This is a genomic window from Flavobacterium ginsenosidimutans (genome assembly GCF_003254625.1).
GTDB lineage: Bacteria > Bacteroidota > Bacteroidia > Flavobacteriales > Flavobacteriaceae > Flavobacterium > Flavobacterium ginsenosidimutans.
The window spans coordinates 76468-99783 of record NZ_QJRJ01000079.1; the positions used below are offsets into that span (position 1 = coordinate 76468).

Consider the following 23316-nt stretch of genomic DNA (forward strand, 5'->3'; position numbering starts at 1 on the left):
TTTTTATAATTATGATTTCTACAAAAAACTTTAATCTATTACCAAAAAAACAAGAATTTCAAAATCTTTGCAAAGCCATATCCGTTTTAGATGCAATTATTTGTCCAGAATGGGAATTTAGATATTATTCATACAATTCAAAATGGGGAGAAGGAGAGGAATTTTGTGAAATGAGAGATGGATCTGGTGATCTAATGAACATTCTTTTCATTGAAGACAAATGCATCATAAGTGGTTTTGCACATGAACTTCAAAACAATGAAAAAGTCAATGTAACCAAAAACGTACCTCAAATATACCATGAGTTTATATTTGGTGAGCCAGTTACATCAAATGGAACATCATTTTGTTTATGGATAAATGAAAACAATAATTGGGAAACTGGTAATGTACTTGATTATAATGATAGCTCAGGAGAGATGCTAGCAATTTTCGATGGAAATCCTCAAACATATATTGATTGGGCAAGTGAATATTTTGAAGATTCATATATGGAAACAGGCATTCCATTTGAAACTGTAAAAGAAATTTATGCTGGAAAGATTTTAACAAAAGAAATGGTGTTGTCAATTGTTGAACAAGTTGAAGACTGGCAATCGTTAGAAGATGATTTAAAAGAAATAAATTATCCCTATGATTTCAAAATTTAGTGATGGGAAATAAATTTCTACAATTATACATTCAAACCCGACAGGTTTTTAAAACCTGTCGGGTTTTCTGTTTTTATATTTCAGGTAAAACATTTCTATCAAAAAATTGTACGTTTATAAATATCTGCTTACTTTTAATAACCAGAATAAGAACCTATTTCTCAAATACTTAAATAGTACGCACTTGAAAAAAACATCTTATTTACTCGTCTTCTTTTTTTTATTGTGTCTTCCACAGCTTATCTTTTCTCAGGAAAAAAAACCTAAAGTCGTATTAGTTTTAAGCGGCGGGGGAGCAAAAGGAATTGCACACATTCCGCTTTTGCAAAAACTCGATTCTTTACACATCGTCCCCGATCTTATTGTTGGAAACAGTATGGGAAGCATCATTGGAGGTTTATATGCCATGGGCTATTCTGGAGATAGTATCGAAATAATGACCAAAAATATTAATTGGGACAAACTCCTTGGCGGAGGCCAATCGTTGCGAGCTGTAAGTGCCGAAGAAAAAAGAGAATTTCAAAGATATCTAGTCGGAATTGGTATTAAAGATGGCAAACTCAATAACATTGGCTCTCTTTTAAATGATCAAAATCTAAGAGAATACCTTTCTGAATTAACCTTTCCTGTGTATAACGTTAAAGATTTTGACAGTCTTTCGATACCTTTTAGAGCAATGGCCACTGATCTCGCTGAAGGGAAAGAAGTTATTTTAAGCAAAGGTAGTTTGGCTTATGCCATGAGAGCTAGTATGTCGTTGCCTGCCATTTTCAAACCAATGCCTTATGAAAAATCAGTATTGGTAGATGGCGGAGTATTAAATAATTTTCCTACTGATGTTGCCAAACAAATGGGCGCTGACATTATTATTGGTAGTGACGTGGGTGGCGGAATGGAGCCCGTTGATAAGCTGAATAATATTATGACCGTATTAATGCAAACCAGCATGTTTCCTAGCAACATTAAAAACCCTGCAAATCGTGATTTGTGCACCATATTAGTTGATCACCTGCCCAATCTCCGTTTCTCAACAGCTGATTTTGCCGATAGTAACGAAATCTACAAAGACGGAAAAATAGCAACAAATCAAAATCTTCCCGCTTTAATTGCGCTATCCGAAAAGCTAAAAGCATTTCCGCAGCGAACACACAAATTGCCCGATATGCCCAAAGAATTTGTTCTTGACACTATCGTTTATAAAAAAATAAGTCCCGAAAATCTTCCTTTGGTAATTGGAAGAGCAAATCTTAAAACACATGTAAAATATACCACAAAAGATTTAATTGCAGGACTTAACAGAGCTATGGGCACTAATCTTTTTGAAGAGATAACATACAGTTATTTCATAAAAGACGAAGACAAAATCGGAATTACCTTGTTTGGATTTGAACGTGCTAAAAATCAATTGAACACTTCTATTCATTATGATACTTACAGAGGTGTTGGAATCATTTTTAATTACACCGGAAGAAACGTCTTAGCAGATGCTTCCCGCCTTTTAATAACCGCTGATATTGCAGAACAGCCTAAAGCCAGAATCAATTATCAGAAAAATTTTGGAGGACACAGAGAATGGTGGTGGATGACCGAAGCCTATGCTGCTTTTCTAAGACAAGAAATCTACATCAATGGCAAAGCTTCAGATAACATACTTTATAATGCTTTTGAATTCAACAATCAAATAAACAGAAATCTAAACTCTCTGAAAAGCTATTTTGGTTTTGGCTTAAACTATCATTACACCAATTTAAAACCAAAATATGATCGAGAATACAATCCGAATTCCATTTCAATAACCGATTACAATTTTAATAACATCGAATTCAACATGCATTATTCCTATAATGATATGGATAAAGTGTATTTTGCAACAAGCGGAACAATTATAAAATCAAATCTAGCACGATCATTCCTTGCTGATGTTAACGCTTCTTTCTCCGACCCAAATTTAACAGCCATTTCTGGTTCAACAAATAATTACACTAAATTTGGCTTTACTTTTGAAAAAAGAGCACTCTTAAAAAAGAAGATTACCGGAATCTTCGGGTTTGATTCTTATTTTATTTTTCAGGATAAACTCAAAGAAAATCAAATTCCATTTTCAGAATTTGGTTATGCTTCAAAATATTTCTTAGGTGGAATAATTCCAAGCTCCGGAAGTAACCGTTTTCAGTTACCTGGCTTGCATGAAGACGAACTCAATGTTACGCAATATATGGGACTAAAACTTGGTTCTCAAATAAATCTTATTGGAAAAATTTATCTCACACCTCATTTTAATATTGCAACTGTAGGCTTTGATACTTTTAACAATTATATAGACCATGCATTCAATCCAAAAGGCAATTGGGATGACAACATTGAACCTAGCCTTGTAATATCTGGAGGTGCAGCAGTTTCTTATGAATCCATTTTAGGTCCAATTCATTTTGATACTTCATGGATAAACAACATCGACAAAGTACGATTCTTTTTTAGCGTTGGATTATCCCTTAATCCTTAAAAAAAAAGAAAGAACTTAATATTCTAGTTTCAGATTTAAAGTTTCAATTTGGCTCATAGTTTTTAAACAAACTAAAACCTGAAACTTGAAACAAAAAAAATGATCTGGGCGTGCCACCATCCCAATAAGAGGGCAAAAATACTTTCTGCTTATTCGCCCTCTTATCGGGATGCTGTCGGGCTATCCGCGCTACTTCGGTAGCCTGCTTCTATCCCTCACGCTCACGTAGATCAAGAACTATTTAAATTAACAAGACATTTACAGTTTTTTTAGTTTATAACTTTAAATTTGAACTTAAAGGTTTTTAAAATTCAAAAAATGATCGAAAAAATTTCCTGTGAGATTCACGGTTCAAAAGAAATGTCTTTTACTTGCATTCATATCGCAACTGCAATAGATTCAAAAAAACAAGTTGGATTTTTCTATTCAGAAGCCGAGGAAGATCTTCCGCAAATTGCTTGGTGCGGTTCGTGCGAGCAATATCTTTTGGATAATGGAGAAGAATGGACAGAAACTTTTCAATCTCTCGCCGATTTCAAAATGCTATGCTCCGATTGTTTTGAAGAATCAAAAAACAACGAAGCAGAAGCTCATCTTAGATAAATTCATTTCGCATGAAAAAGATTTTTGCATTTTTTTTATTCGCCCTTTTTACTTGTTCGGTATCCGCCCAAAGCAATGACATTTGGACTGCATTCTCAAATAAAGACAGCACGCTTACTGGATTTAAAGACAAAAACGGAGTAGTCAAAATAGAACCAAAATTTACTGGATTTACAATCGCACATAAATTCGAAAACATAATTGCCGTTTCTGAAGAAGAAAACGGCAATTGGAAAAGCTATTATTTAACCAAAAAAGGAAAGATTGTTGGGCGAGATAGCTTATATGTATTTGATAATGGCCCAGACTGCGAAAACGAAGGTTTTATAAGATTTACAGATCGTAAAACTGATAAAATGGGAATATTTAATGCTGAAGGAAAAATTGCAATTCCAGCAGAATACAGCGCCTTAACCAAAGTAAGAAACGGAATGATTACGGTTTTGAAAGACGCCAAAAAACAACAAGATGGAGAACACTTTTTCTGGAACGGAGGAAAAGAGTTTTTAATCGATATCGACAACAAAGTCCTGATTGAAAATTTCACCTATAATGATGATTTAAATTTTTATTCTTTAGAGAAGTCAAAAGAACCTAGCAAAGATCCAACTAGAGACAGTTTTCTTGGAGTTGATGGACAATATTATTCTTTCATAAATTTTGATAAAGAGTTTAAATATTGGCTAGAAAATACATTGCTTAAAGATTTATCTAAAGCCAATTTAGAGAAACACGCTTTCGAAAAAATTACTTATTGGAAAGAACCAGACGGCTGGATCAACGCGCCTAAAACTAAATTTATCAATCAGAATTATACTTATCTAAAGTTAAAACTTCAGGAACTCAAAAATCCAAAAACAGATTATTTTATTTCTTCTAACGGATTAAATCAATTTATTTTTGAATCGAACGAATACGACATTTATTTCAACAATTGTAATGAATCTAAAGACTGGATTTACCCAACAATGGATATTGTTATCAATCCAAAAAAACAAACCGATCGCGGACAGGATCATTTCGAGTTTCTAAGAACTGAAAACGGATATCAATTGATTAGTGTTTCTTCTAGAACAGATAATCTTAAATAATTCTTTCCGCTTTAAAGTCTAACCTTGTAAAAAAGTAAACTATGAAAAATTTTCTATTTTTATTTCTCGCTATAATATTCGAAATCATTGCAACTTCAGCATTAAAAAAGTCTGAAGAATTCACCAAATTGCTTCCAAGTATTATTACTATTATTGGCTATTGCGGTGCATTTTATTGTTTGAGTTTTGCCATTAGAACCATTCCTGTTGGTTTTGCTTATGCAATTTGGTCTGGAGTCGGCATTGTTTTAATCACCATTATTGGCGCTATTTTCTTCAAAGAAATTCCAGATTTACCAGCAATTATTGGTCTTGCGTTAATTGTAATTGGCGTAATTGTGATTAATGTTTTTTCTAAGACTGTGGCGCATTAGAATTGAAGTTTCAGGTTTCAAGTTTCAAGTTATGCTGGAACGTGAAACCTGAAACTTGAAACTAAAACAACTAAAAAGCATTTCCGCAAGTTTCGGATTTTATAACTTTAGAAACCAATCGATATTTGTATTATAAAATGGAAAGAAGATGAACACACAGGAAACCATAAATTATAATCGTATCGCTGAAGCTATAGATTATATCAAAGCTAATTTTAAAGATCAGCCCAATCTGGACGAAGTTGCAGAAAAAGTACATTTGAGTCCGTTTCACTTTCAAAGACTTTTTAGTGAATGGGCAGGAACGAGTCCGAAGAAGTTTTTACAATATACAAGTATAGAACACGCTAAAAAGCTACTTAAAGAAAATCAGGCAACAATTTCTGAAACTGCTTTTGAGACTGGACTTTCAGGAACTAGCCGACTTCATGATTTATTTGTAAATATCGAAGGAATGACACCTGCCGAATATAAAAATGGAGGAAAAAATCTTGAGATCAATTACAGTTTTGCCGAAAGTCCATTTGGGAATATTATTGTTGCGTCTACTCAAAAAGGCGTTTGTTTTATGGCTTTCGCCGAAGATGAAATCACTGGATTTATTGCGTTGAAAGATAAATTTCCGAATGCTCAATTTTCGAAAAAACTGGATTTATCCCAGCAAAATGCATTGTTTATTTTTCAAAACGATTGGAGCAAATTATCTGAAATCAAACTGCATTTAAAAGGAACCGATTTTCAATTAAAAGTTTGGGAAACTTTACTAAAAATCCCAATGGGACAGCTTTCTACTTACGGAACTATTGCGCATCAAATTCAGAATCCAAATGCATCGCGAGCGGTTGGAACAGCAATTGGAAGTAATCCTGTTGCATTTTTAATTCCGTGTCATCGCGTGATTCAATCTTCGGGAACTTTTGGTGGCTATATGTGGGGAAACACCCGAAAAACTGCCATTATCGGCTGGGAAGGCGCGCAAATAAATCCATAATCATCTTTTTCCCGCCACGAATTCACGAATTTTCTTTTTAAAATCTTTGCGATTATTTATTCGAATTAATTCGAATAATATTAGATAAAGTATTTAAAAAGAAAATTCGTGAATTCGTGGCGGAAAAAACCTCAATCTAAAACTTCTTTATGCAAAATATACAATCCAAAATTGCTTCTCAAAACTGGGAAAGCATCACTGAATCTATGCACGAAAATGGCTTTGCTATCATTCCAAATATCTTAAATAACGAACAATGCGAAGATTTAAAATTCGATTATGATAATCCGAATTTATATCGAAAAACAGTGGTTATGGAACGCTATCGATTTGGTTTAGGCGAGTACAAATATTTCAATTATCCGTTGCCTGATTTAATCCAAAATATTCGAACTTCAATTTATCCAAAACTGGCTCCGATTGCTAATTCTTGGATGAAAGCACTCAATATTAATACTGTTTTCCCAAACAAACACGAAGAATTATTGAAACAATGTCACGATAATAATCAATTGAAAGCGACGGTTTTAATTTTAAAATATGGAAAAAGCGGATTCAATACTTTACATCAGGATTTATATGGAGATGTATATTTTCCTATTCAAATTGTGCTTTTTCTAAATGAACCCGATGAAGATTTTACTGGCGGTGAATTTGTGTTGACTCAACAAACTCCAAGAGCACAATCGAAAGCTATTGTTTTGAAACCCAAAAAGGGAGATATTCTAGTTTTTACAACCAATTTTAGACCAGTAAAAGGTACAAAAGGCTATTATCGTGTGAATATGAAACATGGTGTAAGCGAAGTTCAATCTGGCGAAAGATATACGTTAGGAATTATTTTTCATGATGCCCTTTCGTGATTTTTTTTTCGCCACGAATTCACGAATTATTTTTAAAATCTATGCGAATAGAATTTGTTTAATTCGTGAATTCGTGGCGGAAAAACTGCAAACTTTAGACGCACTGCAGTGGGTCTCTACAGAATAAAATATCTATAAAAATAAATGGTAAAACATACTAAAATTTCAGACTCAGATCTTCGTATTAAAATTAAAAATGCAGAAATTTGTTTCGGTGGTAACCAGAAATTAAAAATCTACGGAACGCTCAAATGCTCTTCGGGAAAAAGAATGAAAAAAGAAAATCGGGTTTTCTTTTTATCTGAAAATGACGCCAAACAAAATGGTTTCAGACCTTGCGGACATTGTATGAAATCGGAATATCAAAAATGGAAAAATGGACTTATTTAATCCTCAAACAGACGAAACTACAAATCTGCTTCCGAAAGATGGAACGGTGAATTACTATGGAAAATGCTTCTCCAGACAAGAAGCCGATTTCTATCGCGATGTCTTATTAAATACAATTGAATGGAAAAATGACGAAGCTGTGATCTTCGGAAAATTAATTTTAACCAAACGAAAAGTTGCTTGGTACGGCGATCAAGAATTTGAATATACGTATTCGAATACGACCAAAAAAGCGCTGCCTTGGACTCCTGAACTTTTAAAATTAAAGAAAATCATTGAAGAAAAAACGGGAGAAACTTTCAATTCTTGTCTCTTGAATTTATATCATACTGGCGAAGAAGGAATGGCGTGGCATAGCGATGCTGAGAAAGATTTGAAAAAGAATGGTGCAATTGGATCGGTAAGTTTTGGCGCTGAACGTAAATTTGCTTTCAAGCATAAAGAATCTAAAGAAACCGTTTCCATGATTTTGGAACATGGAAGTTTATTGGTTATGAAAGATGAAACCCAAACGCATTGGCTACATCGATTACCTCCAACAAAAACAACTCAAAAACCTCGAGTAAATTTGACTTTTAGAACTATTGTGAGATAATAATTTTACTTCTTTTTGGCTGTGACATTTTCATACGAGCGTATTAAAGCGTCTTCAAACATTTCGGGTCTTGCTCTTGAAAGTTCAACAATTGTCCAGCCTTGTTTTCCCCATTTGTTTGGAACTTCATAGAAAATCTTTTCGCTGGAAGCACAAAAAACGGATTGGTCGATTTCGTTTAGTTTTAAAACGGCGCGATTATTTTTTTCGTCAAAAGTGGCAAAAATCTTCTTTTTGATTCGAAAGGAAGTTTTCTCAAAATGAGGTTCTTCGGTTGCATCTGGAAATGACATTGCTAATTTTCTAAATTCTTCAATTGAAACCATAATATCATTTTTAAAGATTAAATTATGTTTTTTACCAACCTTGATTCAGTCCATTTTTGAGCACCTCATCGTATTTTTCTTTATCAAAAGAATACAAATTTGGAGCTTTGTGTGCTACGTTGCTTTTCTTTTCATCAAGCTTGGTAAGAATTCCGATATTAGTGATTTTACGTAAAAAGTTTCTACGGTCTAATTTTTTGTCCAAAATCGTTTCATATAATTTCTGCAATTCCGGAATTGTAAATTTCTCTGGTAATAAATTGTAACCTATTGGCATTAAATTCAGTTCGGTTCTTAAAGTATCTAATGCTTTATCCAAAATTTCTCTGTGATCTAAAATAAGTTCTGGCACTTCTTTATGATCAATCCATTCTACTATTTCATATCTGCCTATTGGATTTGGAAGAATTTTTGAAAAATCCACCAAAGCATAATACCCAATCGTTACAAAACGGCGCATAAGCCATTTTCCTTTTGCTTCTTCAATTTTAAGGTATTCCAACGTTTTTTTATCAAAATGCTGTTTGTTACGATCTACTTTTCCAAAGGTGGCAAATTGTCTTAAAAAGACTCCATCAACGCCAGTTCTGCTATTCAATACCGTAATCGCGGCTGTATCTATATCTTGATCTACAGGAATAAATCCGCCGGGTAAGGACCATTTATTGGCACGTTCCACTTTGATCAATAAAACTTTGAGCTGATTATCATGAAAGCCAAAAATGACGCAGTCTATAGAAAGTCCAGGCTGGTAATTTTCGTTATTATCTATAATGTCTTTTAACATCGAATACGGTATAAATACTTTCTTTTAATAACTCTGCAATTTACTTCATTTTTACAAATCTGAAACATTTTTCAAAAAATAGGAATCAAATTTTCATTGAAAACAAAAGTGTGTAAATCACAATTTTAACTTAAATTTAAAGTTCAAATTTAAAAAAAATAATTACATTGCGTCATAATAACACATTAACGATTCGGATTGTTAAATTCTAATCGAAATCCAGAAAAAACATTGCTATAAATCTTGTTTTTTCTTCAAAATAAGTATTGAAAGTTAAACCTAGAAGTTATGAATGCCAATCCGTTAAAAAGTATCAACAAAAAAATTAGAACCAAAATCTGGTCTTCATTCGGGTTTGTTTCTAAAACATATCTTCTAGAAGCTTCTTTAAAATATAGCGAAGAACAAGAAAGGATTTTCAATGAAATGATTGTTGATACCGATGTAAAAAACAAAAAGGCAAAACAAGAAGCTTTTGAAAAAGCATTGTATGCTTCATACAAAGGAATTGGAGCTATGGATTTTGTAAATACTGTTTTAAAATAAATACCTTACACATTTTTAGTAATTTATAATGCCTGCCTCACTTCGGTGAGGTTTTTTTATTATAAATTTTACACTCGCATGAAAGAAAATGGTTATTTATTAGTTATTTTAGCTGTTTTGAAAGTAAGAATATACCCCTATAAAAATAATCATGGAAAATATCATTGAATCAGAAAGTTACAAAATTCAGAAACCAGAAAACTGGGCCCCTACAATTAATGATGATCAACTTATTGAATACATAAAAGAATCGGATTTTTCAAATAAACAGGTTGATGAAGGACGCGATTTTTGTTACTTTTTGGATAAAATCTATTACACAAGCGATACTGAAAACAGCGAATATGCTTGTGTTGCTTATACTCTAAACGAACCTGCAAATCTTGAAAGTGCCTCAGTAAGAGATGTTGTTGTAGAAGAAAACGAGACTTATGTTATACATAGAATCAGTGTTTTGAGAGACGGCGTTTTGATTGATAAAATTCCAGATACTAAAATAAAGGTTTTAGATAGCGAAAATCAAAGTGAAGGCGGTATTTTAAGTAGCAATAAAAAAGTAAATATCACCATTAAGGATTTACGCCTTTATGATGTTTTAATTACAGAAGATTCACGAACAAAGGTTTTTACAGATCGTGATTTTATGCGCAAAGAGTTTCTTAAGTATGTATACGTAACGCCAAGCACTTACTGGGCTTATGGAAATTACAAGTTTTCTTTTATCAACGATAGAAAAGAAGCAATTGTATACAAAAAAACATTTTTTAGAAATGAAGAAGGAAATGTTCTAGAACCAGAATTGAATTTCTTGAAAAAAGGGGAACGATTTGTAATTGAAAAAGAAAATTACATTAACTCTTTTGATATAAACAGAGAAATTGCTCCTTATATTGATTTTGCAACAGATCGCAACTGGATTGATTTATCTAATTATATTTCTCCGCTTTACGAAGAAATATACAGTAAATCTTCTTTAACCGAATTTGCTCCAAAACTTGTAGAAAAGTTGGATGCAATTGCTGATCAAGACGAAAAATTACAATTTGCAATTGATTACGTGCAGAATCATGTTTACTATATTTATAATGCTGATGAAATGAATGGCCACAAGCCACAAGAACCATCAGTAACTTATGAAAATAAACAGGGAGACTGTAAAGCAAAATCGGTTTTACTAAAAGTTGTTTTGGATTATATTAATATTGATTCTTCTGTAGTTTTGGTTAACTTCAATTCAGATCATTATATTAAATATTACCTTCCGTCGTTATTGACTTTTAATCACGTTATTGTAAAAATCAATTACAAAGATGAAACCTATTTTGTTGATGCTACTTCAAGAGATGAATTTGGGTTACTAGAAAACCGTGGTTACATTTATTTTATGCATTATCTGGAAGTAAAACCAAATCAGGAATTACAGATTAAAAAGCCTTATAAATTTCCTTACTATGGTATAAATGAAAAAGTAGATTTTAGCGCTCAAAATAATTCGGGTCAGCTAAAATTGGTTTCTACTTACAAAGGAAATCGTGCTAATTATATGCGCAAGTATTTCAAAAATACGAACAAAAGGGAAATCATTGACAGCTGGAATAATTTCTTGTTTTATACCTTAAATTATTCAAATGATAGAAACGGAACCGATATTAGAACTATTTTTAAAGATGCGTCTATTGAAATTGTAAGCGATGATAAAAAGCTGAATGAGTTTACAATTATGTACAACACTTCAATTGAAAATCCATACTTTACTGATGCTGAAAAGAACCGTTTTTTAATGTATTTTGATCGAAATGTAGTTAAAAACGCTGCACGTGACTTTATGCACACTGACCTTTCTTTCTGGCATAATTTTGATAACGAAAAATACGAAATCAACTTATCGACAGATCAAAAAATAGATACTCAAGAGAAATATACAATTCAAGAAAGTACTATTACGAATCCTTATTTTGATTTTACAAGCCGTAAAAAAGTAACCAAAAATGGAGCTTCTATATATGTAGATTATAAGCCGTTGATCAACTTAGAAATTCCAAATGAAGATTTTGAAGATTTTAGAAACGCACATCATGAAATTGCCGACAGTAATTATGGAGTAGGAATTGACATTATCGAAGAAGGTTTATTGAATATGCTGAAATACAGTTTCAAGAAACGTCTTAAATAAAATTGACATAAAAAAAGCGGGATTTAAAATCCCGCTTTTTATTTAATTCACTAATTCAAAATCAGATCTTAATTTTATATCTGCTGATGAAGTTCCGATCATTACTTCGAAATCTCCTGGCTCAGCAACCCATTCTAATTTATTATTGTAGAAAGAAAGTTTCTCTTTGTCAATTGTAAATTCTATTGTTTTAGATTCTCCTGCGTTTAATTTCACTTTTTGGAAATCTCTTAATTCTAAAACTGGTCTAACAACAGATCCAAATTTATCTTTCAAATACAACTGAACGACTTCATCTCCAGCAACTTTTCCAGTATTTTTTAATTGGAAAGAAACTTTAATGGTTTCGTTGCTTTTTATTTTTGTTGAAGATAATTTCAAACCTGAATAATCAAAAGTGGTATAACTTAATCCATATCCAAAAGGAAATTTTGGCGAGTTTTTCAAGTCGATATAAGCCGAAACATAATTTGTTGCGTTTTCATCTTTAGCCGGTCTTCCTGTGCTAAAGTGATTGTAATAAATTGGAATTTGTCCTACTTCTCTTGGGAAAGTCATTGGTAATTTTCCAGACGGATTGTAATCTCCAAATAATACATTTGCAATTGCATTTCCAGCTTCAGTTCCTAACCACCAAGTGTATAAAATTGCTGGAACATTGTCTGCTGTCCAATTGAAAACAAGGGGTCTTCCTGCATTAATTAAAACTACAACTGGTTTCCCTGTTGCTTGAATTGCTTTTACTAAGTCTTCCTGAACACCTGGCAAATGAAGATCACTGCGGCTTTTTGCTTCACCGCTCATATCGCGTCTTTCACCAATACTCAAAATAACAACGTCTGCTTGTTTTGCTGTTGCAACTGCTTCTGCAAAACCATCTTTATTTGTTCCTTCTATTTCACATCCTTTTGCATACAATAATTTAGTGTTTTTACCCACTTTATTTTGTAAACCGTCCCATTGTGAAACAATCCATTTATTGTAATCAACTTCTGGAAGTTCAACAGACCAGAATCCCATGTTTTCTTTGTATTCTTTTACCATTGGACCAATAAAAGCAATCGTTTTCACGCTTTTTGAAATCGGCAAAGTCTGGTTTTCATTCTTTAATAAAACGATACTTTTTTGTGCCACTTCAAGTGCTGCTTTTCTGTGCTCTGGATTGTTTAATGCTTTTTCAGCACGCTTTTCATCAGAATATCTGTAAGGATCATCAAATAATCCTAATTCGAATTTCTTGCGAAGAATACGTCTAACGGCGTCATCAACTAAATCTATAGAAACTCTGCCTTCTTTTACTAACTCTGCTAAATTCTTACGGTATGCATTACTTTCCATATCCATATCGCTTCCTGCAGTAATTGCTGAATATGCCGCTTCTTTAAGATCTTTAGAATAACCATGAGCCACCATTTCTCCAATTGATCCCCAGTCTGAAACTACGAAACCTTGAAAGTTCCATTTTCCTTTTAAGATATCTCTTTGTAAATGTGCATTCCCAGTTGCTGGAATTCCGTTAATATCATTGAACGAGTTCATGAATGTCGCTGCACCAGCGTCTAAAGCTGCTTTAAATGGAGGCAAATACGTTTCCAAAAGCATTCTTTCGCTCATATCTACAGAGTTATAATCTCTTCCTCCAACTCCAGCTCCGTAAGCAGCAAAGTGTTTTACGCAGGCCAAAACGGAGTTTAAATCACCCAATTTATTTCCTTGAAAACCTTTTACTCTCGCATAAGCAATTTTAGAACCTAAATAAGTATCTTCTCCTGCTCCTTCCATTACACGACCCCAACGTGGATCACGACCAATATCAACCATTGGCGCAAATGTCCAGTGAATACCGCTTGCCGAAGCTTCAGTAGCTGCAACTCTTGCTGCTAATTCTATTGCTTCTAAATCCCAGCTCGCTGCTTCTGCTAACGGTAGCGGAAAAGTCGTTTTGTAACCATGAATAACGTCCTGACCAAATAACAACGGAATTTTAAGTCTTGACTGCATCGCCAATTCTTGATACCCTCTAGTGTATTTTGTTCCAATAACATTTAGCATCGAACCAATTAAACCTGCTTTTATTTCAGCTTGTTTATTTGGGTTTATGGTAATTGGACCTGTTGCTTGATTATCGCCAGTATATTGATTTAACTGACCGATCTTTTCTTCAATTGTCATTTTTTTCAACAGATCATTGACTTTCTGATCTATTGTCTGCTGTTGCGCCGATGCAAAGAGCGAAACCAACAGTAGTGTAATTGTGGCTACTTTTTTCATAAGTTTAAATTTTTACCAAACGTAAGTTGAAACTGCACCTGCGTTTAGTGAGGTTGAAGTTTGTTTTTGGTTGTATTTAATATTAAAAGTTTCTGTCGAAGTTCCGTCATTTTCTACAATTAGAACAATTTGTCCTAACGGAGTTTTGAAAGAAACATTGTGTAAATTTCCTACTATATTACTTCCAATTCTCACTGAACCTTCTGGAACAAATTTAGAAGCGTGTCCGATAATATAATATCCTACTTCTCGTTTGATATTTTGATTTTGATCAATCATCAAAGCTCCTTTACAAGTTGAACATCCTCCTGGCGTGAAAGGTTTATAAAACTCATCATTTGCTAATCCCCAAGAAAGTGCATTTTTACTCCAGTTACGCATTGAACCAATTACTACATTTTTCACACTCCATTTTAAGTCCGTTTCAAAATTAGTTCCGGTTCCTGTATATTGTTCGGTAAAATACAAATCTTTATTCGGAAAAGCATTATGAACAGTTGTCAAAGCGCTAATATCTCCTTCATATAAGTGAAAAGCTGATCCTGTAACAAACGGATTTGCTTTCGGATCTTTTAAAATTGTCAAAGGATATTCAGGTTTGTTACAGTTGTGATCGTAAACAATAATTTTGGTTTTGATTCCTGCTTTCGCGAAAGCGGGACCTAAATGATTTCCAATAAAATCTGCTTGCTGTTCTGCCAACATTAACAAACTCGGATTGTTTCCTGGATGTAAAGGCTCGTTTTGAGGCGTAATCGCATCAATTACAATTCCGTGCGATTTCATTGCTTGAATATATTTCACAAAATATTCCGCATAAACTTGGTAATATTTTGGCTGTAAACTTCCGCCTTTTGAACTTCCGTTGTCTTTCATCCAAACTGGAGGCGACCACGGAGAACCCATTATTTTAATCTTTGGGTTTATAGCTAAAATCTCTTTTAAAACCGGAATTACATCATCTAAATCTGGACCAAGATTGAAATGTTCCAATTTTAAATCGGTTTGTCCTTCTGGCATATCATCATACGAAAAAACTTTTTCATTCAAATCAGATGCTCCAATACTTATTCTTAAATAACTTAAACCAATTGCATCATTTTTTCTAGAAAACAATTCCTGAAGTAAAGCTTCTCTTTTTGGTTTATCTAGTTTTTTAATGGCTTGAGCACTTCCTCCTGTTAATGAAAATCCGAAACCTTCAATAGTTTGGAATTTTTCTGAAGGATTTACTTCAATGGTTTGATTTGAATTTGTTTCTGAAGTAAAAACTAACTCAGGCTGTTGTTTAAGTTTGGAAGTTTCATCTGTTGTGGTAATCCAAGATGCTACTTTTCCTGTATTTTTTGAGGCATTTGTTGAAGATCCGCAGTTGAATTGCATTGCGATAAGAGGCAATAAAACTAGGATTTGAAGTTTTTTGTTGATGTTTTTCATTTTAATCTATTTCTATTAAAACAGGCAAATGATCTGATGGATATTTTAAATCCTTAGAATCACTTAACACTGCATGTTTTTGTATGTTCAGTCCACTATTTTTTGATATAAAAATGTAGTCTAATAATAATGTTACGGGTTCATTGTGTTTGAAATCGTTGAAAGTTCCTGAAGGTCCGAAAGGTTTTTCTTTTGAAACATCTTTGGTATCATCCATTACTTTTTTGATTTCACCAATTTGAGCTGTATTTGGTTCCGAGTTGAAATCACCCATTAAAAATGCTGGATAATTTTTGGTGTTTAGTGCTGCCATTTTAGAAAGAGCAAGCTGAACGCCTTTCATTCTGGCTTCTTCACCCATGTGATCCAAATGCAAGTTGAAAACCCAGAATAATTTTTTAGTTTTTAAATCTTTAAAAAGTCCGTATGTACAAACTCTGTTGCAAGCTGCATCCCAACCTCTTGAAACTACATTTGGTGTTTCTGAAAGCCAAAAAGTATTGGATTGTTCTACTTTAAAACGATCTTTTTTATAGTAAATCGTACAAGCCTCGCCGGTTCCATTTTCTTCTCTTCCAATTCCGAATCTATTATAGTTTGTTTGAGCCGCTGCAATATCTAAAACTTGATTTGGCGTTGCTTCTTGCACACCGAAAATATCTGGACTATAAAATTGTATTTGAGAATTAAAATAATCCTTTCGGTTTGGCCAAGCATTTTCTCCATCTGAAGCAACATCCAGACGAATATTGTAGGTCATGATTTTTAAATTCTGACCAAAAAATGAGTTTGAAGCCAAAAGCAGCATTACTGCTAAAACAAGTTTGTTTATCTTTTTCATGTTTAAAAATTTTAATCTGTAAAGCTAGTATTTCCGTGGCTTTACAGATTAAAAACTATTTAAAACTTATGTTAATTATACACTCTCACGTAATCTACTTCGTAAGTTGCTCTTGTAAAGTTTGGATCTACCGCTCCTCCAAAATTTCCTCCCATTGCAAAATTCAGAATAACGAAGAATTTTTCATTGAATGGAGTTGTACTAGAGTTTTTATAAGTGTAGAATAAGTTATCATCTACATAAAATTTGATGTTTTCTGCACTCCACTCGGCTGCATAAATATGAAACTCTGTCGCTGAGTTTGTAGCTACTGTTGTCTTTGTATCTGGTGTATTTCCTGAGCGTCCTGGAGAATGCAATGAAGAATGAATTACATCTGGATTGTTTCCAACTGATTCCAAAATATCTATTTCTCCACATGCTGGCCAACCTACAGTATCAATGTTATCTCCCAAAAGCCAGAAAGCAGGCCATGTTCCGCCACCAACTGGTAATTTTGCACGAACTTCTGCTCTTCCATATTTAAATGAAAATTTACCTTTTGTCAACATTCTTGTAGAAGTGTATTTACTTCCCATATAGTCTTCTTTGATTGCTGTAATTTTCAAAAGACCTCCTTCAATTTTTACATTTTCAGAACGGGTTGTATAATATTCTAATTCGTTGTTTCCCCAACCGTCGCCAGTTCCTGTATTGTAGCCCCATTTTGAAGTATCTGGCGCTCCATCAACATTAAACTCGTCTGACCAGATTAGTTTTCTTGCAACAAAAACATTTACTGAAGTCGATTTGCTTACATATTTTAATCCGTTATAAGCAGAAACAATGATAGGATATGTTGCAGTTCCAGATGCTGTAAATTCATAAGTTAAATTTCCATCTGTAAGTTCCTTGAGCTCATTATTAATCAACACTTTATATGATGTTGCGTTAGTAGCGCTAATTGTTAATTTTACTTTTCCGCTCCCGTCTCCATTTGGATTTTCTGCTGTTTTACCTACAACATCAACTTGAACAGAAAGATTTGTTGGTGCAGTAATTACTGGCGTGTCATCTCCTGAGTCGCTGTTGCTGCTGCAAGATTGAAATGCAAACAGTAAGATGAGTGTAAAAATACCCGCTCTATTTATAAGATTAATCATTTTCATCGTTATTAAAATTTAAGTGGTTTGAGTTAATAAATTGAGTATCAATATAGATATTTTTTATTTTACTTTTTGCTTTTGTTAATAACAAAGTCAAGAATCAATTGAAACTATCAAGTCGCATTAAATATCTTTTTAATATCAATTTTATGCGATTATTTCCAAGTATAAGTTCCAACTGAACCCGCTTCTAATGAAGTTGTAGCCCATTTTCCGTTAAACTTAATATTGAAAGTTTCTGTCGCAGATCCATCATTTTCGACAATCAAAACTTTAGAACCTGAAGGCGTAACAAAAGCTACGTTTTGCAAATTCCCTCCAGAATTGCTATCAATTCTCACCGAACCAGCAGGAACAAATTTTGAAGCGTGAGCAATAATATAATACGCCACATTACGCTGATAACTATCACTAGATGTTATTGTTATAGCACCTTTACACATTGTACAACCTCCATCTGTGTGAGGTCCAAAATTCGCATTGTTTGCTACATTCCACTCTAATGCATTTTTACTGTAGTTTCGCATTGATCCAATAATAACATTTCGAACATGCCATTTTAAATCGCCATCAAAACTACCTTCAGAAGAAGTCCATTGTTCTGTAAAATATACATTTTTGGCTGGATAAGAATTATATACATTCGTTAAAGCACTAATGTCTCCTGCATATAAATGAAAAGCTGATCCGTCTACAAATGGAAATGCATCTGCATCTGCCAAAATTGCTTTTGGATAATTTGGATTATCGCAATTGTGATCGTAAGCAATAATTTTTACACTTAGATTTGCCGTTTTAAATGCAGGCCCTAAACTATTTTTAATAAAACTTGCCTGATCTGCTGCAGACATGTACATACTTGGATTATTGCCATCATGCAAAGGTTCGTTTTGAGGCGTTATAGCATCAATTGTAATTCCTTCCGCTTTCATTTGCTGAATGTATTTTACAAAATATTTAGCGTAAACATCATAATATTCCGTTTTCAATTTTCCTCCTTTAAAACTAGCGACGTCTTTCATCCAAACTGGAGCTGACCAAGGAGTTGCCAAGATTAAAATCTTAGGATTAATTGCTATAATTTCTTTTAGCATAGTAATTAGATTTCTATCTTTCTCTAAACTAAATTTAGCCAGATTCAAATCGGTTTCTCCTGCTGCGAGATCATTATATGTAAAAGGTTCAGCATTTAAATCTGACGCTCCAATACTGATTCTGATGTAGCTTACTCCTATTGAATTTTCGCCCGTGCCAAATAATTCCTGTAAAAGAGCACTTCTTCTTGTCGCATTTAATTGATTCATTACTTCGACACTTCCACCTGTTAAAGTATATCCGAAACCATCAATTGTCTGATATTTTTGAGATGCATTCACTTCAATATTAGCATACGCATTTGCTGTTGTGCCAAAGCCCAATACTCCACCTTGTTTTACCAATAAAGCACTCTGATTGCCTTTTGTCAGCCAGAAATCAACATCGTTTGTAACTACCACAGGTGGATTTACAACTGGAGGATCTACTGGAGGATTTTCTACTGGATCACTTGAAGAAGAGCATTTTACTTGAGCCAGTACGGCTGCCATAAAGAAAAATGCTTTTATAGTATTTTTTAAATTAAATTTCATTTTTGTGGTTTTTAGTTAGTTGGCAATTAGTATACAATAGTCTGTATAGCGTGTGCCGGAATTGTAATAGTCGTTTTTGTCTTTTGATTTTCTAATGAATAAACAATCTCTTTTTCAGATTGATTCATTACGATAGTAATCAATTGTCCGTCAGAGTTTTTAAAAGAAGTACTTAACAATGATTTGTCACTTATGGTTTCCAGTATTCTTTTTGCATTTGGTCTAATGAATTTTGAGAAATGTCCAATATAATAATACATTGGAGTATAAATTAATTCATCTTTTGTTGTATCAGCATGGATTGGCGCAAAACAGAAATTTCCAACGTGATTTGGGCCTCCGTTTTGATCTAAAAGAATATTCCAGTCTGTCCAACCTACAGTTCCGTTATTAAAATCATGAATCATATTGGTTCCGTAACGTTCTGCATTTCCCCAGAATTGATATTTTGAAGCATTAAATCTTTCAATACATCCTTCTGTAAAAAGTAGATTTTTATTTAGAAATGCCTCATGAACTTTAGCTACAGATTCGAATTGTGGCGGACCTCCGTTCCAGGTTTCGTACCAGTGAAATCCAATTCCCCATGCGTATTTAGAAACTTCTGGATCTGAGAAAACAAGATTTGCTCTTGTAGTCAGCATATCACCACGATTATGATCCCAAATAATTACATTCTTAGATCCTAATCCTTCTTTTTCTAAAGTTGGTCCAAGATGATTTTTAAGAAAATCTCTTTCAGCCTCAGGCGTATAAATACAAGATTCCCAGCTTTGTCTTGCCATTGGCTCGTTTTGCACTGTTAATCCCCAAACAGGAATTCCTTCTTTTTCGTAGGCTTTAATGAATTTGGCGTAATACAATGCCCAAGATGGAGCAAATTCAGGCAATAAAACGCCGCCGTGCAAAATATCGTTGTTGTCTTTCATGAAAGCTGGGGGACTCCACGGACTTACAAACAACGTCAGTTTTCCGCCGGCTGTTTTAATTGCTTTTTTGATTAACGGAATTCTATATTTTCGATCGTGATCAATGTTAAAAGTCTTTAAGTCTTTGTCTCCTTCTGCAATATAAGTATAACTGTCACTGCTAAAATCACAACTGTGAATGTTAGTTCTAGCTAAAGTATAACCAATACCTTTATTTTTATCGTAATAAGCATTTAAGAATTCTTGCTGTTTTTTAGGAGATAATTTTGCAAAAACTTCGGCGCTAGCATCTGTAATTGCCCCTCCGATTCCAAGAAAGGTTTGGTCTGTTTTTTCAGTATTTACAATGATTGATACTGTTGATGTCTTTTGTTGTGTAGTGTTGTTTGAAATTAAATCATTTGATAATGACAATTTCCAATTTGTATTTTCGGCAGTAGTAAAGACCTTTATTTTATTATTTTTTTGCGAAGAGGCATTGCTTTTTTGAGCTGTTAGTTTTGAAGTAAAACAGCTTAATTGCATTAGTATAAAGGCTGATAGAAATATTTGTGTGGTGACTTTCATGTTGTTTTAAAAAATAGTTTTTAAATTAAAAAATAAGAGAAGACTAATATGGATGATTCAAATTAGTCCTCTTCTTATCTTACTACAAAATATTAATAAACAAGCGTTTGTATAGCTCGCGGCGGAATTTTCACTTCCGCTTTTTCAGCTCCAATAATCAAATTATAGGTAAGTTCATTTGCTGACTGATTCATAACAATAGTCGCCATAGTTCCATCAGCATTTAGGAAAGAAGTACTTAATAAAGCGCTTCTGCTTACCGCAGTGCTCACTCTTACTGCATTTAAATGAATAAATTTAGAAAAGTGTCCAATGTAATAATATGAAGGTGTGTAAATTAGCTCACCTGTTGTCGTATCTGCATGAATTGGTGCAAAGCAAAAATTTCCAACATGGTTTGGCCCTCCATTTTGATCCAATAAAATATTCCAATCTGTCCAAGCAACTGTTCCATTATTGAAATCATGTATCATATTGATTCCGTAACGTTCTGCATTACCCCAAAATTGATATTTTGATGCATCAAATTTTTCAATACAGCCTTCTGTAAACATCAGTTTTTTATCAGGATAAGCTTCATTAACTTTCGCTACGTTATCAAACATTGGCGCACCGCCTGACCAAGTTTCGTACCAGTGAAATCCCATTCCCCAAACATATTTTGATGCTTCTGGATCTAAGTAAATTACATTGGCACGGTAGTTCATTAAATCACGATTGTGATCCCAAACAATAATTTTTTTGTCTCCCAGTTTTTCTTTTTTCAAAGTTGGTCCAAGATAGTTTTTAATGAAATCTCTTTCGGCTTCAGCTGTATATACACAAGATTCCCAAGTTTGTATCGCCATTGGTTCATTTTGAGTTGAAGTTCCCCAAATTGGAATTCCTTCTTTTTCATAGGCTTTAATAAATTTCACATAGAAATTTGCCCAAGTCTGATAGTATTCAGGAAGTAAAGTTCCTCCTTTCAAAACATTTTTATTACTTTTCATGAAAGCATTTGGAGACCAAGGCGCTACATAAGTTGTAAGCTTTCCTCCAGCTTTCTGAATGGCTTGTTTTATTAAAGGAATACGATATTGTCTATCATGATCAATAGAAAAAGTCTTCAGATCTTTGTCGCCTTCTTCGATATAAGAATAGCTTCCACTGCTAAAATCAGAACTTTGAATTGTTGTTCTTAGCAAAGAATAGCCAATACCTTTTTGTTGATCGTAGTAAGCATTTAAAAATTCTGCTTGTTTTTCTTTTGAAAGTTTAGCAAATATTTCGGCGCTCGCATCTGTAATGGCTCCGCCAATTCCCATAAAAGTTTGAAACTTTTTTGAAGGTTCTACAAAAACAGAAGATTCTGTTTCTAATGGTTGTTTTGCCGCAGAAAAAGTCAAATTATCTGTAGTTGTTAATCTTAACTTCGTATTTTCTGCAGTAGTATAAACGGTGATTTTTTTACCGCTGGTTGTAAATTCTTTTTTTGTTTTTGGCTGTTGTGCAAAAGCTGCAGCGGAAAACAAAAGGCATAAAATTTTTAGACTATTTTTTTTCATTTGCTCCCAATTATTATCGTTTTTTTAATTGAAGTTTTGGAGAAATCTAAAACTGATTTTTCTATTATCTTTTAAAGAATTTAAAAAATAGCCCATACTCATATTGATTATGGGCTATTTACAACCAAACTTAAACTTAAACTTAACTTAACTTTTTATTTTCCTCGGAACTCAACTTTTGTAACTGTGATTCCATCTTTTGTAAAAGTGTTACCACCAGAACGGATAAGTAGATAGATTTTTCCTGTTTCTGTGAATTTAACCACATTTGAAACTGTTCCTGTTTTATCGTTTTTCACACAACCAACTACAGAAAGCATTCCTGAGAATCCTGATTTTGCACAACCGTCCCAAGTACTTAATCCCATAACTTTATTGTCTTTGTATTCAACTCCAGATTGTGGAGCAGATTTACCAGCGTAAACTTCAAACCAAGTTTCATCAGAACCGCTAGTAGAAGAAACTTTCATATCTATTGTATACTCTTTGTCTTTTACAACATCAATTGCTTGATAGATTCCTTCTTGTGCCCATCCTCCTGGAGAGTGAATAGTTGCACTGTTATTAGCAAATGACCAAAATGCCGCACCAGTAGCGCTAAGATTTAACACTGTCCATTTTGCTTGATCTTCAGCAGTTGCAAAAGAACCACCTTGCACTAAATTTCCTTTTAAAGGATCTGATGTAGCAACTACAACATCTTTTGATGCAGTAGCTGTAGCACCTCCCGTACCAATTGCTGTATGTACAATTGTGTAAGTTCCTGCATCTGGTAAAGAAATTTCTTCTTCCATTTTACCTGCATAAATACCAGCTCCTGTATCCCATAATGATTTTAAAACTCCTTTTGGCTGAGCCACCAACTTATAGGTATTTACTTTTCCTTCAACAGGTGTAATTGTAAAAGAAGCATCGACATTATCATCGGTTAATCCATTATTAGTAATGGAATCTTCAGGCTGACAGCTAGTTAAACTTAATACTGCTGCCATAAAAAACAACGCTAAAAAACCTTGTCTTTTTATTAAATTTATTTTCATATGATATTGTATTAACTAA

21 protein-coding genes are annotated in these 23316 nt (G+C 33.5%); 11 read left to right on the forward strand and 10 right to left on the reverse strand.

What is annotated here, in order from left to right; genetic code table 11:
- The first annotated feature begins 11 nt into the window (after nucleotides 1–11).
- From DM444_RS15070 to DM444_RS15110, 9 genes are all read left to right on the forward strand, one after another.
- The gene (locus DM444_RS15070; RefSeq protein ID WP_111288093.1) at nucleotides 12–650 is read left to right on the forward strand and encodes a hypothetical protein; all 639 of its coding nucleotides are present in this window, start codon (nucleotides 12–14) and stop codon (nucleotides 648–650) included.
- Between the two features lie 184 nt (nucleotides 651–834).
- Nucleotides 835–3153, forward strand: coding sequence for a patatin-like phospholipase family protein (locus DM444_RS15075; protein WP_111288095.1), 2319 nt, complete (start codon nucleotides 835–837; stop codon nucleotides 3151–3153).
- A gap of 318 nt (nucleotides 3154–3471) precedes the next feature.
- On the forward strand, nucleotides 3472–3756 hold the full coding sequence (locus DM444_RS15080; RefSeq protein ID WP_111288097.1) for a hypothetical protein: 285 nt from the start codon (nucleotides 3472–3474) through the stop codon (nucleotides 3754–3756).
- Nucleotides 3757–3767: 11 nt separating this feature from the next.
- A complete protein-coding gene (locus tag DM444_RS15085) occupies nucleotides 3768–4847 on the forward strand; it encodes a hypothetical protein (protein WP_111288099.1) in 1080 nt (359 codons plus the stop codon).
- A 41-nt stretch (nucleotides 4848–4888) separates the two neighbouring features.
- A complete protein-coding gene (locus DM444_RS15090; protein ID WP_111288101.1) occupies nucleotides 4889–5221 on the forward strand; it encodes a DMT family transporter in 333 nt (110 codons plus the stop codon).
- A gap of 148 nt (nucleotides 5222–5369) precedes the next feature.
- Nucleotides 5370–6212, forward strand: coding sequence for a bifunctional helix-turn-helix domain-containing protein/methylated-DNA--[protein]-cysteine S-methyltransferase (locus DM444_RS15095; protein ID WP_111288103.1), 843 nt, complete (start codon nucleotides 5370–5372; stop codon nucleotides 6210–6212).
- A 149-nt stretch (nucleotides 6213–6361) separates the two neighbouring features.
- Nucleotides 6362–7075, forward strand: coding sequence for a 2OG-Fe(II) oxygenase (locus DM444_RS15100; RefSeq protein ID WP_111288105.1), 714 nt, complete (start codon nucleotides 6362–6364; stop codon nucleotides 7073–7075).
- A gap of 144 nt (nucleotides 7076–7219) precedes the next feature.
- Nucleotides 7220–7465: an Ada metal-binding domain-containing protein gene (locus tag DM444_RS15105; protein ID WP_111288107.1), complete on the forward strand. Its 246-nt coding sequence runs from the start codon at nucleotides 7220–7222 to the stop codon at nucleotides 7463–7465.
- Nucleotides 7452–8060, forward strand: coding sequence for an alpha-ketoglutarate-dependent dioxygenase AlkB family protein (locus DM444_RS15110; RefSeq protein ID WP_111288109.1), 609 nt, complete (start codon nucleotides 7452–7454; stop codon nucleotides 8058–8060). Before DM444_RS15105 ends, DM444_RS15110 begins: the two co-directional genes overlap by 14 nt.
- Nucleotides 8061–8065: 5 nt before the next feature.
- Here the strand turns inward: DM444_RS15110 and DM444_RS15115 are convergent, their stop codons facing one another.
- Together DM444_RS15115 and DM444_RS15120 are read right to left on the reverse strand one after the other, a co-directional pair.
- Nucleotides 8066–8386, reverse strand: coding sequence for an MmcQ/YjbR family DNA-binding protein (locus DM444_RS15115; RefSeq protein ID WP_111288111.1), 321 nt, complete (start codon nucleotides 8384–8386; stop codon nucleotides 8066–8068).
- Between the two features lie 31 nt (nucleotides 8387–8417).
- On the reverse strand, nucleotides 8418–9173 hold the full coding sequence (locus DM444_RS15120) for an NUDIX hydrolase (protein WP_111288113.1): 756 nt from the start codon (nucleotides 9171–9173) through the stop codon (nucleotides 8418–8420).
- A gap of 288 nt (nucleotides 9174–9461) precedes the next feature.
- Between DM444_RS15120 and DM444_RS15125 the strand changes: the two genes are divergently transcribed.
- Nucleotides 9462–9719 (forward strand): hypothetical protein, encoded by a 258-nt coding sequence (locus DM444_RS15125; RefSeq protein ID WP_111288115.1) that lies wholly within the window; start codon nucleotides 9462–9464, stop codon nucleotides 9717–9719.
- A 151-nt stretch (nucleotides 9720–9870) separates the two neighbouring features.
- A complete protein-coding gene (locus DM444_RS15130) occupies nucleotides 9871–11892 on the forward strand; it encodes a hypothetical protein (RefSeq protein WP_111288117.1) in 2022 nt (673 codons plus the stop codon).
- A gap of 42 nt (nucleotides 11893–11934) precedes the next feature.
- Here the strand turns inward: DM444_RS15130 and DM444_RS15135 are convergent, their stop codons facing one another.
- From DM444_RS15135 to DM444_RS15170, 8 genes are all read right to left on the reverse strand, one after another.
- Nucleotides 11935–14163 carry a glycoside hydrolase family 3 N-terminal domain-containing protein gene (locus DM444_RS15135; RefSeq protein ID WP_111288119.1) on the reverse strand — a complete coding sequence of 743 codons (2229 nt, stop codon included), beginning with the start codon at nucleotides 14161–14163 and terminating at the stop codon, nucleotides 11935–11937.
- A 12-nt stretch (nucleotides 14164–14175) separates the two neighbouring features.
- Nucleotides 14176–15600 carry a glycoside hydrolase family 30 protein gene (locus tag DM444_RS15140; protein WP_111288121.1) on the reverse strand — a complete coding sequence of 475 codons (1425 nt, stop codon included), beginning with the start codon at nucleotides 15598–15600 and terminating at the stop codon, nucleotides 14176–14178.
- 1 nt (nucleotide 15601) lies between these two features.
- Nucleotides 15602–16441, reverse strand: coding sequence for an endonuclease/exonuclease/phosphatase family protein (locus DM444_RS15145; protein WP_111288123.1), 840 nt, complete (start codon nucleotides 16439–16441; stop codon nucleotides 15602–15604).
- Between the two features lie 71 nt (nucleotides 16442–16512).
- Entirely contained in the window at nucleotides 16513–17589 is a 1077-nt protein-coding gene (locus DM444_RS15150; protein WP_111288125.1) for a glycoside hydrolase family 16 protein, read from the reverse strand.
- A 152-nt stretch (nucleotides 17590–17741) separates the two neighbouring features.
- Nucleotides 17742–19214: a glycoside hydrolase family 30 protein gene (locus DM444_RS15155; RefSeq protein ID WP_111288127.1), complete on the reverse strand. Its 1473-nt coding sequence runs from the start codon at nucleotides 19212–19214 to the stop codon at nucleotides 17742–17744.
- A 26-nt stretch (nucleotides 19215–19240) separates the two neighbouring features.
- On the reverse strand, nucleotides 19241–20710 hold the full coding sequence (locus DM444_RS15160; RefSeq protein WP_111288129.1) for a glycoside hydrolase family 30 protein: 1470 nt from the start codon (nucleotides 20708–20710) through the stop codon (nucleotides 19241–19243).
- Nucleotides 20711–20802: 92 nt separating this feature from the next.
- The gene (locus DM444_RS15165; protein ID WP_111288131.1) at nucleotides 20803–22257 is read right to left on the reverse strand and encodes a glycoside hydrolase family 30 protein; all 1455 of its coding nucleotides are present in this window, start codon (nucleotides 22255–22257) and stop codon (nucleotides 20803–20805) included.
- A 155-nt stretch (nucleotides 22258–22412) separates the two neighbouring features.
- Nucleotides 22413–23297, reverse strand: a complete 885-nt coding sequence (locus tag DM444_RS15170) for a hypothetical protein (RefSeq protein WP_111288133.1) — start codon at nucleotides 23295–23297, stop codon at nucleotides 22413–22415.
- Nucleotides 23298–23316: the final 19 nt, after the last annotated feature.